Below are 16,545 nucleotides of genomic sequence, written 5' to 3' on the forward strand. Positions count from 1 at the left end.
ATACTCACTTGAACCCGTATGCATTACCGGCGATAATTCGCCCCAATAAGCGATTTACGAATCAATCCCTTCCTCGTCGGGTTTAACGACGCGGAGGGGATTTTTTTTCATCTGTTTTTAATGTATCGACTTTAAAAGAGGTCAGGACATGAGCACTTTAGGTCATCAGTACGATAACTCTCTGGTATCTAACGCGTTTGGTTTTTTACGCCTTCCGATGAACTTCCAGCCGTACGACAGTGACGCTGACTGGGTGATCACCGGCGTGCCGTTCGACATGGCAACATCTGGCCGCGCGGGTGGTCGTCACGGCCCGGCAGCGATTCGTCAGGTTTCCACTAACCTGGCCTGGGAGCATAACCGCTTCCCGTGGAACTTCGACATGCGCGAGCGCCTGAACGTGGTGGACTGCGGTGACCTGGTGTACGCCTTCGGCGACGCGCGTGAGATGAGCGAAAAGCTGCAGGCGCACGCCGAGAAGCTGCTGGCTGCCGGTAAGCGCATGCTCTCCTTCGGCGGCGACCACTTCGTGACCCTGCCGCTGCTGCGCGCCCATGCCAAGCACTTCGGTAAAATGGCGCTGGTGCACTTCGATGCGCATACCGACACCTACGCGAACGGCTGTGAGTTTGACCACGGCACCATGTTCTTCACCGCGCCGAACGAAGGTCTGATCGATCCGAACCACTCCGTGCAGATCGGTATTCGTACCGAGTTCGACAAAGACAACGGCTTCACCGTGCTGGATGCGGGCCAGGTTAACGATCGCGGCGTCGATGACATCATCGCTCAGGTGAAGCAGATCGTGGGCGATATGCCTGTCTATCTGACCTTCGACATCGACTGCCTGGATCCGGCATTTGCACCGGGCACCGGTACGCCGGTCATCGGCGGTTTGACCTCAGATCGTGCCATCAAGCTGGTGCGTGGTCTGAAGGATCTGAACATTGTCGGGATGGACGTGGTGGAAGTGGCGCCTGCGTACGATCAGTCCGAGATCACTGCTCTTGCCGCAGCGACCCTGGCACTGGAAATGCTCTACATTCAGGCGGCTAAAAAAGGCGAGTAAGCCTCGCCTGGCGTGAAAAAAACCTCTCTCTTGAGAGGTTTTTTATTGCCTTTAGAACACGTTAAACGGGTATTCCACGTAAGCGCGGATCTCGTCCCCGCCCACGTTGTACTCGCTGGCGTTGCTGGAGACGCGCAGGACGGAGTAGCGCAGTTTCAGCTTCAGATCCTTCGCCGGACCATCCTGCACCTGGTACTGGATCTGGTTAAACCACTCGTGCTCTTTGCCGTTGCTGGTTTCAGAGGTTTTGATGTTATCGCCGCGCACGTAGGCGGTGGTCCAGCTCAGGCCCGGTAAGCCAAGGCCGCCAAAGTCCAGACCGTAGGATGCCTGCCAGGAACGTTCATCTTCGCCGTTAAAATCAGACCAGTAGGAGTTCGCCAGCCAGATGGTGTTACCGCCGTCACCCACGCCACCCTTGTCGCGATAGCCGCCGTAGTTGTAGCCGGTGCTGCCGCTGCTCTGCTGGTACGCCACTTTGAACGTGTGAATGTCCCAGATATAGCTCGCCGCCAGGCTCCAGATGGTGTTGCTGCGGCCCGTGTCGAGGCTGTCCGCGTAACCCTGGTCCAGACGGGAGTTATAGCCGTTGAAGTCGAGCACCAGCTGCTGCCCGGTGCTGAACGGCTGTTTGAAGTTCATGCCCAGGTACTGCTTGTTCATCACCTCTTCATTATGAGAGGCGTACAGCGCGCCGCTGAACTGGTCGTTAAACTGATAGCTCGCGCCGCCGAAGGAGAGGCTCTTCAGTCCGCTGTCGTGGCGGTCATCGCTTTTACGCTGCTCGTCGGTGAAGTAACCGGCGTTGACTTCCAGACCGTCGATCTCTTTCGAGGTCAGCATGGTGCCCGTGTAGCTTTCAAACAGCAGGCGGGAGCTGTCGGCATTGATGATAGGCAGCTCAGGACGCTGATTTCCGTAGCTCAGTACGGTGTTTGATATGCGCATTTTGGCGGTTGCGCCAAACTTTGCCAGATCGGATTTTGCCCGACCGTCGTCTTCCTGCTTAAAGAAGTCGATGCCGCCTGCGCCGCTTTTGCCACGGCCGCCGTCAAGGCGCACGCCGTATTGAGCAATACCGTCCACACCAAAGCCCACCAGCCCTTCGGTATAGCCGGATGCAAACGTGGTGATGATCCCCTGACCCCATTCGGCTTTGTCCTGCTGGCCCTGATGGTAGTCGCGGCTGATATACGCATTGCGTAAAAACAGATCCAGATGGCTGTCGTCAATAAAACCCTGGCTGTCGGATTGCTGGCTTGCAGCGGCTGGTAATGCGGCAAATAAACTTAAAGCAATTAATGATAATTCTTTTTTCACGGAGGGAACGTCTCTGTCTGGATATATTAATTTGAATAACTGCGGGGTGATAATTACCGGAAAAAGTAACCTTTGCAATAATTATGTGACCAGACATTTCAATGCGATAGGGCAGATTTGGCGGGGCTTTCAGGGGTGTTATCGATACGTGCTGTTAAGTTAACAATTCATGCGAAATAAAAGGGAGGCAAAACTGCCTCCCGGTAAAATTATTTAATTCCGTCTGCGGCCATGCGGTCGCGAATATGCTGTGCGCGTTCTTCTGAGGCAGGGTGATCGTCAAACATGGAGCTTTGGCGTCCCGCTTCCAGCTTGGCCAGTTTTTCAAAGCTGGTGGCTAAACCTGATGGATTAATGCCGCGTTTGCGCAACAGATCGTAGGAGTAGTCATCCGCCTCGGACTCCTGACGCTGTGAGAACTGAGAGTTAACCAGCTTTTCACCCACGTCGCCAAGCTGTGACTGCGACAGGCTGCCAACTATACCGCCCGCTGAGGCCGCTGCTGCGCGGATGGCATTGGTGCCCAGGGCAACCTGCATCCCTTTCTTCACGTGGCCCAGGGCAACGTGGCCCATTTCATGGCCGATGACCGCTTCCACTTCGTTGTCGGTCATCATGTCCATCAGCCCGCTATAGACGCGGATACAGCCGTTCGCCATCGCGAAGGCGTTCACGTCTTTCGCCATGTACACCTTGTAGTTCACCGGCTGGCCGTTGATGTTGTCGCCCAGCGCGGAAGCAATCTTATTCAGACGCTGCGTGTAGGTACTGCTAGCCGGCGCAAGCGTGGCTTTTCCGTCCATATCTTTACAGGCCTGGTCGCTCAGCGCTTTCACCTGCGCATCGCTCAGGGAATAGGCCTGAAAGGCCTCTGCGCCTGACGTCATCAGACCGTTAGAATCCATATTCTGACAGCCGCTCAGCAGGAGCGTTGTACCCAGGGCCAGCACTATTGCACGCATTTTCATGAGGTTGCTTCCGTACTCGTTAATCTGAATAAAATCCGAAAAATGCACCGTCAGCGAAGCCGGTGTCGGGCTAAGTATAAGGAATATCGACAGAGGCGGGCGAGTAGATTGCGCAACATGCGAGCATGATCCAGAGATTTCTTAACAAGCAAAAGAATGCTCCATGTACATGACTTGCGGCTTGGGTTACATTGTTGGCACTTTTTTCCGGCGTAGCCCAAAACGCGCTGTCGTCAAGGGCATGGCCTTTAACAGTCCGATCTGGAGTTAAAATGTCCTCACGTAAAGAGCTTGCTAATGCTATTCGTGCGCTGAGCATGGATGCAGTACAGAAAGCCAAATCCGGCCACCCAGGGGCCCCTATGGGTATGGCTGATATCGCCGAAGTCCTGTGGCGTGACTTCCTGAACCACAACCCGCAGAACCCGTCATGGGCTGACCGCGACCGCTTTGTGCTGTCCAACGGCCACGGCTCAATGCTGATCTATAGCCTGCTGCACCTCACCGGCTACGATCTGCCAATTGAAGAGCTGAAAAACTTCCGTCAGCTGCACTCTAAAACTCCAGGTCACCCGGAAGTGGGTTACACCGCTGGCGTAGAAACCACCACCGGCCCGCTGGGTCAGGGTATTGCTAACGCTGTGGGTATGGCGATTGCTGAGAAGACGCTGGCGGCGCAGTTCAACCGCCCTGGTCACGATATCGTAGACCACTTCACCTACGCGTTCATGGGCGACGGCTGCATGATGGAAGGCATTTCTCACGAAGTGTGCTCCCTGGCTGGTACCCTGAAGCTGGGCAAACTGGTTGCGTTCTATGACGACAACGGTATCTCCATCGACGGTCACGTTGAAGGCTGGTTCACCGACGACACCGCAGCACGTTTCGAAGCCTACGGCTGGCACGTTGTGCGTGGCGTTGATGGCCACGATGCTGACTCGATTAAACGTGCAGTGGAAGAAGCGCGCGCTGTGACGGACAAACCGTCCCTGCTGATGTGCAAAACCATCATTGGCTTCGGTTCACCGAACAAAGCGGGTACTCACGACTCCCACGGCGCACCGCTGGGCGATGCGGAAATCGCACTGACCCGTGAAGCGCTGGGCTGGAAACACCCTGCATTCGAAATCCCATCTGAGATCTACGCTCAGTGGGATGCAAAAGAAGTGGGCCAGGCGAAAGAAGCGGCCTGGAACGAGAAGTTCGCTGCCTATGCGAAAGCGTTCCCGCAGGAAGCGGCTGAATTCACCCGTCGTATGAAAGGTGACATGCCGTCTGACTTCGACGCGAAAGCGAACGAGTTCATCGCTAAGCTGCAGGCGAACCCGTCTAAAATCGCGAGCCGTAAAGCGTCTCAGAATGCGATTGAAGCGTTCGGTCCTCTGCTGCCTGAATTCCTCGGCGGCTCCGCTGACCTCGCGCCTTCTAACCTGACTATCTGGTCCGGTTCTAAAGCGATCAACGAAGACACTGCCGGTAACTACATCCATTACGGTGTACGTGAATTCGGTATGACTGCGATTGCCAACGGTATCTCCCTGCACGGTGGTTTCCTGCCGTACACCTCTACCTTCCTGATGTTCGTTGAATATGCACGTAACGCCGTGCGTATGGCTGCGCTGATGAAACAGCGTCAGGTGATGGTCTACACCCACGACTCCATCGGTCTGGGCGAAGATGGCCCAACTCACCAGCCGGTAGAGCAGGTGGCTTCCCTGCGCGTGACCCCGAACATGAGCACATGGCGTCCATGTGACCAGGTTGAATCCGCGGTGGCGTGGAAATACGGCGTTGAGCGTCAGGACGGTCCAACCGCGCTGATCCTCTCCCGTCAGAACCTGGCACAGCAGGAGCGTACGCCAGAGCAGCTGGCGAACATCGCTCGCGGTGGTTACGTGCTGAAAGATTGCGCGGGCCAGCCAGAGCTGATCTTCATCGCCACCGGTTCTGAAGTTGAACTGGCTGTGGCAGCGTGGGAAAAACTGACTGCCGAAGGCGTGAAAGCGCGCGTGGTTTCCATGCCGTCTACCGACGCGTTCGACAAGCAGGATGCCGCTTACCGTGAATCCGTTCTGCCTAAAGCGGTTTCCGCTCGCGTGGCAGTGGAAGCGGGTATCGCTGACTACTGGTTCAAATACGTGGGCCTGAACGGTGCCATCGTCGGTATGACCACCTTCGGTGAGTCTGCTCCGGCAGAGCTGCTGTTCGAAGAGTTCGGCTTCACCGTTGAGAACGTTGTCGCGAAAGCGAAAGAACTGCTGTAATCGTTTGTACGGTGCGGGCTGATGCCCTCACCCCGACCCTCTCCCACGGGGAGAGGGTGCAAACACTAAAAACGGTAACCGAGAGGTTACCGTTTTGCTTTTACCTCGGCGTAAATTATTCCACCAGAAATGTGACGCAAGTCATATAGCTCGCTTATTCATCTGGACAGACATTCCTTTTATTCCCCGATTCGCTTATTCTTGCTGAAGCGTTTCAGTCGATTAAATGTTCGACAATTGACCAATCAATCGCAGTTTGTGACAGCAAGGATTCCCCTTCGGGCGTAGCTGGATTACTCTTTCAGCCACCTCAAACTCAGGGATTGCTTTGCAGGAGATCTATGACCGTACGCGTAGCGATTAATGGCTTCGGTCGCATCGGACGTAATGTGGTTCGTGCTTTGTATGAATCCGGACGTCGGGCGGAAATAACCGTGGTGGCAATCAATGAACTGGCGGATGCTACGGGCATGGCGCATTTGTTGAAATATGACACCAGCCACGGACGCTTTGCCTGGGATGTTCGCCAGGAAAGAGATCGGCTGTTTGTGGGTGACGACGCTATTCGTGTGCTGCATGAGAACAGCATCTCCGGGCTACCCTGGCGTGAACTGGGTGTGGATGTGGTGCTTGACTGTACCGGTGTCTACGGCAACCGCGAACATGGCGAAGCGCATCTGGCTGCCGGCGCGAAAAAAGTCCTGTTTTCTCATCCCGGCAGTAACGACCTCGACGCGACCGTCGTGTTTGGCGTCAACCAGCATGAGCTGCAGGCCGAACACCGCATTGTTTCCAACGCCTCCTGTACCACCAACTGCATTATTCCGGTCATCAAACTGTTAGACGATGCGTATGGCATTGAATCCGGCACCGTGACCACGATTCATTCCGCCATGCACGATCAGCAGGTTATCGACGCCTACCATCCGGATTTACGACGCACTCGCGCGGCGAGCCAGTCAATCATTCCGGTGGATACGAAACTGGCGGCAGGGATCACCCGAATTTTTCCGCAGTTTAATGACCGGTTTGAAGCGATTGCCGTGCGTGTTCCGACGATTAACGTGACCGCGATCGACCTCAGCGTGACGGTGAAAAAACCGGTAAAAGCCTGTGAAGTCAACCTGTTGCTGCAAAAAGCGGCACAGGGAGCATTTCATGGTATAGTTGACTATACGGAATTACCGTTGGTCTCAGTAGATTTTAACCACGACCCGCACAGCGCCATTGTCGATGGCACGCAAACGAGAGTCAGTGGCGCACACCTTATCAAGACGCTGGTCTGGTGTGATAACGAATGGGGCTTTGCTAACCGAATGCTCGACACCACGTTAGCAATGGCCGCTCAAGGTTTCAGGTAAGACGCATTGTGCGTCTGCAAAACTTTAAGAATCAACGAGAGGATTCACCATGTCTGTAATTAAGATGACCGATCTGGATCTGGCTGGTAAACGCGTTTTCATCCGTGCCGATCTGAACGTACCGGTTAAAGATGGCAAAGTGACCAGCGACGCGCGTATCCGTGCATCTCTGCCAACCATCGAACTGGCTCTGAAGCAGGGCGCGAAAGTGATGGTCACCTCCCACCTGGGTCGTCCAACTGAAGGCGAGTACAACGAAGAGTTCTCTCTGCTGCCAGTGGTTAATTACCTGAAAGACAAACTGTCCAGCCCGGTTCGCCTGGTGAAAGATTACCTGGACGGCGTTGAAGTTGCTGCCGGTGAACTGGTTGTTCTGGAAAACGTTCGCTTCAACAAAGGCGAAAAGAAAGACGACGAAACCCTGTCTAAAAAATACGCTGCACTGTGCGACGTATTCGTAATGGATGCCTTCGGTACGGCTCACCGTGCACAGGCGTCAACCCACGGTATTGGTAAATTCGCAGATGTTGCTTGCGCCGGTCCTCTGCTGGCTGACGAACTGGAAGCGCTGGGTAAAGCACTGAAAGAACCTGCTCGTCCAATGGTGGCTATTGTTGGTGGTTCTAAAGTTTCTACCAAACTGACCGTTCTGGATTCCCTGTCTAAAATCGCTGACCAGCTGATCGTTGGCGGTGGTATCGCGAACACCTTCGTTGCCGCTCAGGGCCACAACGTGGGTAAATCCCTGTACGAAGCAGACCTGGTTGACGAAGCCAAACGCCTGCTGACCACCTGTGATATCCCGGTTCCAACTGACGTTCGCGTTGCGACTGAGTTCTCCGAAACCGCAACCGCGACCCTGAAATCTGTAAACGACATCAAAGATGAAGAGCAGATTCTGGACCTGGGCGACGTTTCTGCACAGAAACTGGCTGAAATCCTCAAAAACGCAAAAACTATCCTGTGGAACGGTCCTGTTGGCGTGTTCGAATTCCCGAACTTCCGCAAAGGTACTGAAATCGTTGCTAACGCTATCGCAGACAGCGAAGCGTTCTCTATCGCAGGCGGTGGTGACACCCTGGCAGCAATCGACCTGTTCGGTATCGCTGACAAAATCTCCTACATCTCCACTGGTGGCGGCGCATTCCTCGAATTCGTGGAAGGCAAAGTACTGCCAGCAGTAGCAATGCTCGAAGAGCGCGCTAAGAAGTAAGCCATTCAAGGGCAGGGGAAACCTGCCCAATTTTCAGCGCGCTTATAAGAGCTCGCACCTTTTCTAACGGCCGAAGATACAGGACTAAGCAACATGTCTAAAATTTTTGATTTCGTAAAACCTGGCGTTATCACTGGTGATGACGTACAGAAAGTGTTCCAGGTAGCTAAAGAAAACAACTTCGCTCTGCCAGCAGTTAACTGCGTGGGTACCGACTCCATCAACGCCGTACTGGAGACTGCTGCTAAAGTTAAAGCTCCAGTTATCGTTCAGTTCTCTAACGGCGGCGCTGCGTTCATCGCAGGTAAAGGCGTGAAAACTGACGTTCCTCAGGGTGCTGCAATCCTGGGTGCTATCTCTGGTGCGCACCACGTACACCAGATGGCTGAACACTACGGTGTTCCAGTTATCCTGCATACTGACCACTGCGCCAAGAAACTGCTGCCGTGGATCGACGGTCTGCTGGACGCGGGTGAAAAACACTTTGCGGCAACCGGTAAGCCACTGTTCTCTTCTCACATGATCGACCTGTCTGAAGAGTCACTGCACGAAAACATCGAAATCTGCTCCAAATACCTGGCGCGCATGGCCAAAATGGGCATGACCCTGGAAATCGAACTGGGTTGCACCGGCGGTGAAGAAGACGGCGTGGACAACAGCCACATGGACGCTTCTGCACTGTACACCCAGCCAGAAGACGTTGATTACGCTTACACCGAGCTGAGCAAAATCAGCCCACGCTTCACCATTGCAGCGTCCTTCGGTAACGTACACGGCGTTTACAAACCAGGTAACGTGGTTCTGACCCCGACTATCCTGCGTGATTCTCAGGAATACGTTTCTAAGAAACACAACCTGCCGCACAACAGCCTGAACTTCGTCTTCCACGGCGGTTCCGGTTCTTCTGCTCAGGAAATCAAAGACTCCGTAAGCTACGGCGTAGTGAAAATGAACATCGATACCGACACCCAGTGGGCAACATGGGACGGTATCCTGCAGTACTACAAAACCAACGAAGCTTACCTGCAAGGTCAGCTGGGCAACCCGAAAGGCGAAGACCAGCCGAACAAGAAATACTACGATCCACGCGTATGGCTGCGCGCTGCCCAGACTTCTATGATTACTCGTCTGGAGCAGGCATTCAAAGAGCTGAACGCGGTAGACGTTCTGTAATTTGAGCTGCTGACAGCATCAGAAGGCCCGCAAATGCGGGCCTTTTTTTATGCTTTTTCAATACCCTGCCAGGCCGGTTTTTGTGATCTGTTTGGCAATACTTGCGCTTTTTGTTTACCCTTTACGGACCTGCCTGTCTCCATGGGGGATGGATTTTGTGTTTTGGTTTAACAAAAGGAAGAATAAATGGAACAACTCGATGTTGTAGACAGCATCAATAACGCCGGTAACTGGCTGGTGCGCAACCAGGCGCTGCTGCTGAGCTATGCCGTGAACATCGTCGCGGCGATTGCCATCATCATCGTCGGGATGATCGTGGCGCGAATTGTATCGAACGCGGTAAACCGCGTGATGCTGGCCCGTCACATTGACGCCACGGTGGCGGACTTCCTCTCCGCACTGGTGCGCTACGGTATTATCGCCTTTACGCTGATTGCGGCGCTGGGCCGTGTGGGCGTGCAGACCGCCTCCGTCATTGCCGTTCTCGGTGCCGCCGGTCTGGCTATTGGTCTGGCGCTGCAGGGCTCGCTTTCAAACCTGGCGGCAGGCGTTCTGCTGGTCACCTTCCGTCCGTTCCGTTCCGGCGAATACGTTGACCTTGGCGGCATTGCCGGAACCGTGCTGCAGGTGCAGATTTTCTCAACGACCCTGCGTACCGTCGATGGCCGCATCGTAGTCGTCCCGAACGGGAAAATCATCGCGGGCAACATCATTAACTTCTCCCGTGAACCGGTGCGTCGTAACGAACTGATTATCAGCGTGGCGTACGACTCCGACATCGATCAGGTGAAGTCGCTGATTAGCAACATCATTGCTTCAGACGATCGCATTCTGAAAGACAAAGAGCAGACGGTTCGCCTGAACGAGCTGGGCGCGTCCTCGATTAACTTCGTGGTGCGTATCTGGAGCAAGAGCAGCGATCTGCAAAACGTGTACTGGGACGTGCTGGAACGCATTAAGCGCGACTTCGACGCCAACGGCATCAGCTTCCCGTACCCGCAGATGGACGTAAACGTCAAAAAAGTCAAAGAAGCAGAATAACGTCACCCGCAGGCCCGGTAAGCGCTAGCGCCACCGGGCTTTACTTTTATAAGCGCCGCTAATCCCCAATTAATATTATCCATTTCCTCTAATGTGATTCGCGCAGTATAGTCACCTTCCAGAACAATACTGTGAGAATTTCGTCATGTTATCCTATTACTTTCAAGGGCTTGCCTTAGGTGCAGCTATGATCCTTCCCCTCGGCCCGCAAAATGCATTCGTGATGAACCAGGGCATCCGCCGCCAGTATCATCTGATGATTGCCCTGCTGTGCGCGGTAAGCGATTTACTGCTGATCTGTGCCGGGATTTTTGGCGGCAGCGCATTGCTGATGCAGTCTCCTTGGCTGCTGGCGCTGGTCACCTGGGGCGGCGTGGCGTTTCTGCTCTGGTACGGTTTTGGTGCCCTGAAAACCGCGATGAGCAGCAACCTCGAACTGGCGAGCGCGGAAGTCATGAAGCAGGGCCGCTGGAAGATTATCGTCACCATGCTGGCGGTCACCTGGCTTAATCCGCATGTTTATCTGGACACCTTCGTGGTGCTGGGCAGCCTGGGCGGGCAGCTGGACGTTGAGCCGAAACGCTGGTTTGCGCTTGGCACGGTCAGCGCCTCTTTCCTCTGGTTCTTCGGTCTTGCCATTCTGGCGGCATGGCTGGCACCTCGTCTGCGTACGGCCAAAGCCCAGCGCATCATCAACACTCTGGTGGGGCTGGTGATGTGGTTTATTGCTTTTCAGCTGGCAAAAGAGGGGATTCACCACGTTCAGGAATTGTTCAACTAATCCTTGTCTTATGGACAACTGAACACGACCCGCTAAGCTTGCTGGCATGCGCCCTGTTAATGGGCACTCTTCGCAACATGGAGGAATAACAGTGAAGTTTAAGGTGATGGCCCTGGCGGCATTAGTAAGTTTTGGTGCGGTGTCGGTGCAGGCAAGTGAACTGCCGGATGGCCCGCACATCGTCACTTCAGGCACTGCAAGCGTGGACGCGGTACCCGATGTTGCAACGCTGGCAATTGAAGTCAATGTCGCTGCGAAGGATGCGGCATCTGCCAAGAAGCAGGCTGACGATCGCGTTGCGCAATACCTCTCTTTCCTCGAGCAGAACGGTGTTGGTAAAAAAGATATCAACTCCGCGAACCTGCGTACTCAACCCGATTACGACTACCAGAATGGTAAAAGCATCCTGAAAGGCTACCGCGCCGTGCGTACCGTCGAAGTGACCGTGCGTCAGCTGGATAAGCTTAACGCGCTGCTGGATGGCGCGCTGAAGGCGGGTCTGAACGAAATTCGTTCCGTGTCGCTGGGCGTTGCGCAACCGGAGAAATACAAAGACGAAGCGCGTAAAGCGGCGATTGATGATGCCATTCACCAGGCGGAACAGCTGGCTTCTGGCTTTAAGAGCAAGCTCGGCCCGGTTTACAGCGTGCGTTACCACGTCTCTAACTACCAGCCAAGCCCGATGGTACGGATGATGAAGGCTGATGCAGCCCCGGTGTCCGCTCAGGAAACTTACGAGCAGCCAACCATTCAGTTCGACGATCAGGTGGATGTGGTCTTCCAGCTGGAGCCTGTTGCAGCACAGCCGAAACCGGCTCAGTAATCTGTAGGCCGGGTAAGGCGAAGCCGCCACCCGGCTTATTTTTTAATCCTGTCTCAACACCTTGTGCCCAAACGCCAGCAGCGCGTCGGTGACGTTGCGCATCATGCGGCTTTCCGGCGCAAAACGGTGCCAGTAGAGCATCCGACGCTGATACAGCCCCGGCGTTAGGTCAATCAGCTCACCGCTTTTCAACTCTTTCTCAATCTGCAGATGCGGGATCATGCAGCAGGTGGTGCCCTGACGCGCAAGCTGCACAAAGGCTTCTGACGAGTTAACGATATGGCACGGCACGCTGCCCGGCGGCAGATCGAAGTTTTGCTGCAGGAACGCCTGATGCATATCGTCCAGATGGTCGAACGCGACGGCGGGGGCTTTCAGCAGCGCGGCGCGGGTGACGCCGTTCGGGAAGTAGCGCTCGGCGAAGGCTTTTGACCCCACAAACAGGTAGTCCAGGGCGCCCAGCTGATCGACAAGACAGCTTGGCAGCGCCTGAGGCTGGATACTGACCGCCCCAACCACTTCCCCGCGACGCAGGCGTTCCTGGGTACGGGTTTCATCTTCAACCTGTAAGTTCAGGCGAATAGGGGAATCCGCTAATACCGGCGCAAGGGCCGGCAGCAGCCAGGTCGCCAGACTGTCGGCGTTGACCGCCAGAGAGAGCAGCAGCGGGGTAGAGCCCGTTTGTTCGTCACCCAGCCACTCGTCTTCCAGCAGTTCAACCTGGCGCAGCAGGGCGAGGAGCTTTTGTCCCTGCTCGGTTGGACGTGGCGGCACGGTACGCACCAGCAGCGGCTGGCCGAACATGTTTTCAAGCTGTTTGATACGCTGTGATACGGCGGACTGGGTGATGCAAAGCTTTTGCGCCGCGCGCTCAAAACCGCGTTCACGAATAACTGCATCAAGTGCCTGTAGTGTTCTGTAGTCCGGACGTTTCATTGCTCTGGCTGGCTCCTTAATTTTGCTTATTCTGCACTATGACACAATTTTCCCTTTGTGGCAGACGAATTCCATTCGACGTGTTCTATAATGCGCCCTGAGTTTTCACACCACAGGCAAAACGATCATGACGCAGGATGAACTGAAAAAAGCAGTAGGATGGGCCGCTCTCCAGTACGTGCAGCCGGGTACCATTGTCGGTGTCGGTACGGGATCAACCGCGGCACACTTTATCGATGCGCTGGGCACGATGAAGGGGCAAATCGAGGGCGCGGTTTCCAGCTCTGATGCTTCCACGGAAAAGCTGAAAAGCCTCGGCATTACCGTTTTCGATCTCAACGAAGTGGATCGTCTGGGGATTTACGTTGATGGTGCGGATGAAATCAACGGCCACATGCAGATGATCAAAGGCGGCGGCGCTGCGCTGACGCGCGAAAAAATCATCGCCTCCGTTGCGGACAAGTTAATCTGCATCGCGGACGCCTCCAAGCAGGTCGACATTCTGGGTAATTTCCCGCTGCCGGTCGAAGTGATCCCGATGGCGCGTAGCGCGGTTGCCCGTCAGCTGGTGAAGCTGGGCGGTCGTCCGGAATATCGTCAGGGCGTCGTCACCGACAACGGTAACGTGATCCTCGACGTTCACGGTCTGGAAATTCTCGACGCAATTGCGCTGGAAAATGCCATCAACTCTATCCCAGGCGTAGTGACCGTAGGGCTATTCGCCAACCGTGGCGCGGATGTGGCGCTGATCGGCACCGCTGACGGCGTGAAAACCATCGTAAAATGATCTGACGGGGGGACTCCTCCCCCCGCTAAAAAATTTTTGAAAAGCTAAATTCGGTGACTTGTGTCACGTTTTTCCGCCTCTTTTGCCGATCCTGCCGAGTTTGTAAATTTCCATAGCATTTTCCTCTGACATTTTGCCCTGGATGACTTTTCTTCAGAGTGCCGACGCAAACGTTCATATTGCTGCAATAGTTTTTTTTGATATGTTGGCTACAGCGGATTCATATCCAGCACAACATCAGTTCAGACAAAAACAGGGTCGGGTAAATGGCAAAGGTATCACTGGAGAAAGACAAGATTAAATTCCTGCTGGTCGAGGGCGTGCATCAAAAAGCAATCGATAGCCTTCGTGCGGCAGGTTACACCAACATCGAATTTCACAAAGGCGCGCTCGATACCGAAGAGCTGAAAGCGTCCATCCGTGATGCCCACTTCATTGGCCTGCGATCCCGTACTCATCTGACTGAAGACGTTATTGCCGCGGCGGAAAAGCTGGTGGCTATTGGCTGCTTCTGCATTGGTACCAACCAGGTTGACCTGAACGCCGCCGCCAAACGCGGTATTCCCGTCTTCAACGCCCCGTTCTCCAACACCCGTTCCGTGGCGGAGCTGGTGATTGGCGAACTTCTGCTACTGCTGCGCGGCATTCCAGAAGCGAACGCCAAGGCGCACCGCGGCGTGTGGAACAAGCTGGCGTCCGGCTCTTTCGAAGCACGTGGTAAAAAACTGGGGATTATCGGCTACGGTCACATCGGTACGCAGCTCGGTATTCTGGCGGAATCTCTGGGTATGCACGTGTTTTTCTACGATATCGAAAGCAAGCTGCCGCTGGGCAATGCGACCCAGGTTCAACACCTGTCTGACCTGCTGAACATGAGCGACGTGGTGAGCCTGCACGTGCCGGAAAATGCGTCCACCAAAAACATGATGGGCGCGGAAGAGCTGGCGCTGATGAAGCCGGGTTCACTGCTGATTAACGCCGCGCGCGGCACGGTTGTCGATATCCCGGCGCTGGCGGATGCGCTGAAGCGTAAGCATCTGGCGGGCGCGGCCATCGACGTGTTCCCGACGGAGCCAGCCACCAACAGCGATCCGTTTACCTCTCCGCTGTGCGAGTTTGACAACGTGATCCTGACGCCACACATCGGCGGTTCTACCCAGGAAGCGCAGGAGAATATCGGTCTGGAAGTGGCGGGTAAGCTGAGTAAATACTCCGACAACGGTTCTACGCTCTCTGCCGTCAACTTCCCGGAAGTGTCTCTACCGCTGCACGGTGGTCGTCGTCTGCTGCACATCCACGAAAACCGTCCGGGCGTGCTGACCGCGATCAACCAGATCTTTGCCGAGCAGGGCGTCAACATTGCCGCGCAGTATCTGCAAACGAACTCGCAGATGGGCTATGTGGTCATTGATATCGAAGCGGATGACGATGTGGCCGAGAAAGCGTTGCTGAGCATGAAGTCTATTGCGGGGACGATTCGCGCGCGTCTGCTGTACTGATGGTGCGAGGTAAATGCAAAACGGTAACGATAGTTACCGTTTTTTATGTTTTCACCCTCTCCCTGTGGGAGAGGGCTGGGGTGAGGGCATCAGGCTGCACGCCTGTTTCACCACTCCCACAACTTCGATGGCGTCACTACCGCCGGTAACGGCACATCCCACTTCTCCACCGGCAACGCCTCCACGCCCTGACAATCATGCGCGTAACCCACCGGCTGCAACCCGTACTGCTGCCAGTTTTGCAGCGTCCTGTCGTAAAAGCCGCCGCCCATCCCTAAACGCTGGCCCTGCTCATCAAACGCCACCAGCGGCGTAATCAGCACATCCAGCTGTGACAGCGGCAGCACGTCGCGCACGTCGAGTTTCGGCTCGGTGATTTTCAGGCGATTCACCACCAGCTCGCTGTGCGGATGGTAGTGCAGAAACAGCAGATTACCGTCGCTGAACGGGTGCAGCACCGGCAGATAGACCTTCTTCCCGGCGCGCCAGAGCTGCTCTATCAGCGGTTGGGTATCCAGCTCTCCATCAAACGACAGAAACAGCGCAACGGTGTGCGCCATCACGACAGGGGGATACGCCATCATACGGGCGGCAGCCTGCTGGGCAAAATGCGCTTGCTGATCGGGGGTTAACGCACGGCGGCGCTGACGAATTAACTGACGGATGTCCTGGCGTGAAGCAGAAACTTCAGGGAATTGAGTCATGGTAGTTGGTAGAAGAAAAGAGAGGGAATCTCCGAGATGCCGCCGCAGGCTGTAACCCTTGAACCCTTGGTTCAAGGTGAATGTGTCGTCATAGTTTTAAGGCTTCTCGGACGGACCGAGCATGCTCACCAACCATGGAGCGCCACATTCTTGTGGTATGAAATATCGGCTCAGGGGACTGGCCCGCTTGCGAACATCTCAGAGAAATTTTGTCTTCACAGTTACTCTACCATAGTCAACTGAGAAGTGTTATTCAAACTTTGGTCCCGGTCTTTCGGGATTGCGACCTTGATCAAGCAATGCCTGTTCTATGGTCTGCTGGAGCATTTTAATGCGTTGCTCCATGCTTGCCGCGTAGTCGCGGGTCTTCGCTTTTTCCTGAGTCAGTTCATAGCTGATGTTCAACGCGGCGATGAAAACCAGCTGCTCAGTATTTGTGACTCTAGTGCGTTCTTTTAGATCTTGCAACCGCTGATTCAAATCGTCCGCTGCCTGATTCAAAGCATCCCTTTGTTCAGGCGGACAATTCACTCGCAGTGAACGGCCAAAAATCTGGAGATCGACGGGTTGTGCAGACATGCCACCTTCCTGCTGATTGACTGCGCT

General features: G+C 54.8%; 15 protein-coding genes and 1 other RNA gene. 10 read left to right on the forward strand and 6 right to left on the reverse strand.

The window, feature by feature from the left end; all coding sequences use genetic code 11:
* Positions 1 to 148 precede the first annotated feature (148 nt).
* Positions 149 to 1,069 carry an agmatinase gene (speB, locus tag AB8846_RS06655; RefSeq protein WP_014071686.1) on the forward strand — a complete coding sequence of 307 codons (921 nt, stop codon included), beginning with the start codon at positions 149 to 151 and terminating at the stop codon, positions 1,067 to 1,069.
* 51 nt (positions 1,070 to 1,120) lie between these two features.
* Here the strand turns inward: speB and AB8846_RS06660 are convergent, their stop codons facing one another.
* On the reverse strand, positions 1,121 to 2,389 hold the full coding sequence (locus AB8846_RS06660; RefSeq protein ID WP_370732353.1) for an OprD family outer membrane porin: 1,269 nt from the start codon (positions 2,387 to 2,389) through the stop codon (positions 1,121 to 1,123).
* Positions 2,390 to 2,598: 209 nt separating this feature from the next.
* Complete coding sequence (locus AB8846_RS06665; protein WP_370732354.1) at positions 2,599 to 3,357, reverse strand: M48 family metallopeptidase; 759 nt, start codon at positions 3,355 to 3,357, stop codon at positions 2,599 to 2,601.
* 272 nt (positions 3,358 to 3,629) lie between these two features.
* Here AB8846_RS06665 and tkt point away from each other — a divergent pair, with 272 nt between their 5' ends.
* The 7 genes from tkt to AB8846_RS06700 all read left to right on the forward strand — a co-directional run bounded on the left by tkt (position 3,630) and on the right by AB8846_RS06700 (position 12,013).
* The gene (gene tkt / locus AB8846_RS06670; RefSeq protein WP_010435385.1) at positions 3,630 to 5,621 is read left to right on the forward strand and encodes a transketolase; all 1,992 of its coding nucleotides are present in this window, start codon (positions 3,630 to 3,632) and stop codon (positions 5,619 to 5,621) included.
* Between the two features lie 341 nt (positions 5,622 to 5,962).
* A complete protein-coding gene (gene epd, locus AB8846_RS06675) occupies positions 5,963 to 6,982 on the forward strand; it encodes an erythrose-4-phosphate dehydrogenase (RefSeq protein WP_032660071.1) in 1,020 nt (339 codons plus the stop codon).
* A gap of 49 nt (positions 6,983 to 7,031) precedes the next feature.
* The gene (pgk, locus tag AB8846_RS06680) at positions 7,032 to 8,195 is read left to right on the forward strand and encodes a phosphoglycerate kinase (protein ID WP_032660073.1); all 1,164 of its coding nucleotides are present in this window, start codon (positions 7,032 to 7,034) and stop codon (positions 8,193 to 8,195) included.
* A gap of 93 nt (positions 8,196 to 8,288) precedes the next feature.
* On the forward strand, positions 8,289 to 9,368 hold the full coding sequence (gene fbaA / locus AB8846_RS06685) for a class II fructose-bisphosphate aldolase (protein WP_063144924.1): 1,080 nt from the start codon (positions 8,289 to 8,291) through the stop codon (positions 9,366 to 9,368).
* A gap of 186 nt (positions 9,369 to 9,554) precedes the next feature.
* Positions 9,555 to 10,409, forward strand: a complete 855-nt coding sequence (gene mscS / locus AB8846_RS06690) for a small-conductance mechanosensitive channel MscS (protein ID WP_023333322.1) — start codon at positions 9,555 to 9,557, stop codon at positions 10,407 to 10,409.
* A gap of 145 nt (positions 10,410 to 10,554) precedes the next feature.
* Positions 10,555 to 11,190 carry an arginine exporter ArgO gene (gene argO, locus AB8846_RS06695; protein ID WP_021242063.1) on the forward strand — a complete coding sequence of 212 codons (636 nt, stop codon included), beginning with the start codon at positions 10,555 to 10,557 and terminating at the stop codon, positions 11,188 to 11,190.
* A 91-nt stretch (positions 11,191 to 11,281) separates the two neighbouring features.
* On the forward strand, positions 11,282 to 12,013 hold the full coding sequence (locus AB8846_RS06700) for an oxidative stress defense protein (protein WP_063144925.1): 732 nt from the start codon (positions 11,282 to 11,284) through the stop codon (positions 12,011 to 12,013).
* Positions 12,014 to 12,055: 42 nt separating this feature from the next.
* On the opposite strand, the gene argP is transcribed toward AB8846_RS06700, so the two are convergent.
* Positions 12,056 to 12,949: a DNA-binding transcriptional regulator ArgP gene (gene argP / locus AB8846_RS06705; protein ID WP_003860089.1), complete on the reverse strand. Its 894-nt coding sequence runs from the start codon at positions 12,947 to 12,949 to the stop codon at positions 12,056 to 12,058.
* A 127-nt stretch (positions 12,950 to 13,076) separates the two neighbouring features.
* On the opposite strand from argP, the gene rpiA reads away from it, so the two are divergent.
* On the forward strand, positions 13,077 to 13,736 hold the full coding sequence (rpiA, locus tag AB8846_RS06710; RefSeq protein WP_370732355.1) for a ribose-5-phosphate isomerase RpiA: 660 nt from the start codon (positions 13,077 to 13,079) through the stop codon (positions 13,734 to 13,736).
* A 266-nt stretch (positions 13,737 to 14,002) separates the two neighbouring features.
* Entirely contained in the window at positions 14,003 to 15,235 is a 1,233-nt protein-coding gene (serA, locus tag AB8846_RS06715; protein ID WP_063144926.1) for a phosphoglycerate dehydrogenase, read from the forward strand.
* 107 nt (positions 15,236 to 15,342) lie between these two features.
* Here the strand turns inward: serA and AB8846_RS06720 are convergent, their stop codons facing one another.
* From AB8846_RS06720 to zapA, 3 genes are all read right to left on the reverse strand, one after another.
* Positions 15,343 to 15,939, reverse strand: a complete 597-nt coding sequence (locus AB8846_RS06720) for a 5-formyltetrahydrofolate cyclo-ligase (RefSeq protein WP_024906570.1) — start codon at positions 15,937 to 15,939, stop codon at positions 15,343 to 15,345.
* 24 nt (positions 15,940 to 15,963) lie between these two features.
* A non-coding RNA gene (ssrS, locus tag AB8846_RS06725) (6S RNA) lies at positions 15,964 to 16,147 on the reverse strand.
* 41 nt (positions 16,148 to 16,188) lie between these two features.
* Entirely contained in the window at positions 16,189 to 16,518 is a 330-nt protein-coding gene (zapA, locus tag AB8846_RS06730) for a cell division protein ZapA (RefSeq protein ID WP_006811891.1), read from the reverse strand.
* Between the last annotated feature and the right edge of the window lie 27 nt (positions 16,519 to 16,545).

This window comes from Enterobacter sp. KB-221C9, from assembly GCF_041320715.1.
Lineage (GTDB): Bacteria > Pseudomonadota > Gammaproteobacteria > Enterobacterales > Enterobacteriaceae > Enterobacter > Enterobacter asburiae_D.

Excerpts from the sequence above, each read along its gene's own strand:
- speB (WP_014071686.1), top strand. The coding sequence starts at position 149 with ATGAGCACTTTAGGTCATCAGTACGATAACTCTCTGGTATCTAACGCG.
- AB8846_RS06665 (WP_370732354.1), bottom strand. The coding sequence starts at position 3,357 with ATGAAAATGCGTGCAATAGTGCTGGCCCTGGGTACAACGCTCCTGCTG.
- tkt (WP_010435385.1), top strand. The coding sequence starts at position 3,630 with ATGTCCTCACGTAAAGAGCTTGCTAATGCTATTCGTGCGCTGAGCATG.
- epd (WP_032660071.1), top strand. The coding sequence starts at position 5,963 with ATGACCGTACGCGTAGCGATTAATGGCTTCGGTCGCATCGGACGTAAT.
- pgk (WP_032660073.1), top strand. The coding sequence starts at position 7,032 with ATGTCTGTAATTAAGATGACCGATCTGGATCTGGCTGGTAAACGCGTT.
- fbaA (WP_063144924.1), top strand. The coding sequence starts at position 8,289 with ATGTCTAAAATTTTTGATTTCGTAAAACCTGGCGTTATCACTGGTGAT.
- mscS (WP_023333322.1), top strand. The coding sequence starts at position 9,555 with ATGGAACAACTCGATGTTGTAGACAGCATCAATAACGCCGGTAACTGG.
- argO (WP_021242063.1), top strand. The coding sequence starts at position 10,555 with ATGTTATCCTATTACTTTCAAGGGCTTGCCTTAGGTGCAGCTATGATC.
- argP (WP_003860089.1), bottom strand. The coding sequence starts at position 12,949 with ATGAAACGTCCGGACTACAGAACACTACAGGCACTTGATGCAGTTATT.
- rpiA (WP_370732355.1), top strand. The coding sequence starts at position 13,077 with ATGACGCAGGATGAACTGAAAAAAGCAGTAGGATGGGCCGCTCTCCAG.
- serA (WP_063144926.1), top strand. The coding sequence starts at position 14,003 with ATGGCAAAGGTATCACTGGAGAAAGACAAGATTAAATTCCTGCTGGTC.
- AB8846_RS06720 (WP_024906570.1), bottom strand. The coding sequence starts at position 15,939 with ATGACTCAATTCCCTGAAGTTTCTGCTTCACGCCAGGACATCCGTCAG.
- zapA (WP_006811891.1), bottom strand. The coding sequence starts at position 16,518 with ATGTCTGCACAACCCGTCGATCTCCAGATTTTTGGCCGTTCACTGCGA.